1 rRNA gene is annotated in these 2,262 nt (G+C 47.6%); it reads right to left on the bottom strand.

What is annotated here, in order from left to right:
• A 23S ribosomal RNA gene (locus BLR17_RS16335) occupies positions 1-2,208 on the bottom strand; the annotation flags it as partial.
• Positions 2,209-2,262: the final 54 nt, after the last annotated feature.

Below are 2,262 nucleotides of genomic sequence, written 5' to 3' on the forward strand. Positions count from 1 at the left end.
GGAGTTAGGCCTCAGATAAACAAAGGGTTGTATTTCAACAATGACTCCACAACGCCTGGCGACGCCACTTCACAGTCTCCAACCTATCCTACACATCATTTATCCAAGGTCAATACTAAGCTATAGTAAAGGTGCACAGGGTCTTTTCGTCCCACTGCGGGTAAACGGCATCTTCACCGTTACTACAATTTCACCGAGCTCATGGCTGAGACAGTGTCCAGATCGTTACACCATTCGTGCAGGTCGGAACTTACCCGACAAGGAATTTCGCTACCTTAGGACCGTTATAGTTACGGCCGCCGTTTACTGGGGCTTCAATTCAATGCTTCTCCGAAGATAACATCTCCTCTTAACCTTCCAGCACCGGGCAGGTGTCAGGCCCTATACTTCATCTTACGATTTTGCAGAGCCCTGTGTTTTTGATAAACAGTCGCCTGGACCTCTTCACTGCGGCCCCGATTACTCGGGGCGACCCTTCTCCCGAAGTTACGGGTCTATTTTGCCTAATTCCTTAGCCATGAATCTCTCGAGCACCTTAGAATTCTCATCCCAACTACCTGTGTCGGTTTACGGTACGGGTACTAAATACCTGAAGTTTAGAGGTTTTTCTTGGAAGCCCTTAGGCGCACTATCACTTCGTCCGAAGACTCCGTGTACTATCGCATTTCACCAAGATTTACGGATTTGCCTATAAATCTTATAGCTAGGTGCTTTAACGAACTATTCCGTCAGTTCGCGGCGCTTTCATCACTCCGTCACCCCATCACAGTATTCAGTAGTACGGGAATATTAACCCGTTGGCCATCGACTGTCCCTTTCGGGTTCGCCTTAGGTCCCGACTAACCCACAGCTGATTAGCATAGCTGTGGAAACCTTAGTCTTTCGGTGTGCGGGTTTCTCGCCCGCATTATCGTTACTTATGCCTACATTTTCTTTTCTAACCAGTCCAGCAACCCTGACGAGATACCTTCAACCCTGTTAGAATGCTCCCCTACCACTTCTATTACTAGAAATCCATAGCTTCGGTAGTATACTTATGCCCGATTATTATCCATGCTCGTCCGCTCGACTAGTGAGCTGTTACGCACTCTTTAAATGAATGGCTGCTTCCAAGCCAACATCCTAGCTGTCTGGGCAGACAAACCGCGTTCTTTCAACTTAGCATACATTTGGGGACCTTAGCTGATGGTCTGGGTTCTTTCCCTCTCGGACTTGGACCTTAGCACCCAAGCCCTCACTGCTGAGAAACATTATATAGCATTCGGAGTTTGTCAGGAATTGGTAGGCGGTGAAGCCCCCGCATCCAATCAGTAGCTCTACCTCTATATAACTTTATGCTCAGCGCTGCACCTAAATGCATTTCGGGGAGTACGAGCTATTTCCGAGTTTGATTGGCCTTTCACCCCTACCCACAGGTCATCCGAAGACTTTTCAACGTCAACCGGTTCGGTCCTCCACTGTGTGTTACCACAGCTTCAACCTGCCCATGGGTAGATCACACGGTTTCGCGTCTAACACTACTGACTAAAGCGCCCTATTCAGACTCGCTTTCGCTACGGATCCACACCTGAAGTGCTTATCCTTGCCAGCAACGTTAACTCGTAGGCTCATTATGCAAAAGGCACGCCGTCACTTCACGAAGAAGCTCCGACCGCTTGTAAGCGTATGGTTTCAGGATCTATTTCACTCCGTTATTCACGGTTCTTTTCACCTTTCCTTCACAGTACTGGTTCACTATCGGTCTCTCAGGAGTATTTAGCCTTAGCGGATGGTCCCGCCAAATTCAGACAGGGTTTCACGTGCCCCGCCCTACTCAGGATACCACTATCCTTTACAATTGTTACCTATACGAGACTATCACTCTCTTTGGTCTTACTTTCCAGTAAGTTCTAGTTCCGCATGCAAGAAATGTCGTGGTCCTACAACCCCAAAATTGCCGTAACAACTTTGGTTTGGGCTAATCCGCGTTCGCTCGCCACTACTTACGGAATCACTTTTGTTTTCTTCTCCTCCGCCTACTTAGATGTTTCAGTTCAGCGGGTTTGCCCACCTATCGGTGTACTATGTCTTCAACATAGTGGGTTGCCCCATTCAGGTATCTACGGATCAAGTCTTGTGTGCAGATCCCCGTAGCTTTTCGCAGCTTATCACGCCTTTCATCGCCTCTGAGAGCCTAGGCATCCCCCATACGCCCTTATTTTGCTTATTGTACTTATAATTATGCCTAATGATAAACATAATTACGTGTTCTTTCTACTTTTT

The organism is Flavobacterium glycines, from assembly GCF_900100165.1.
GTDB classification, from domain to species: Bacteria; Bacteroidota; Bacteroidia; order Flavobacteriales; family Flavobacteriaceae; genus Flavobacterium; species Flavobacterium glycines.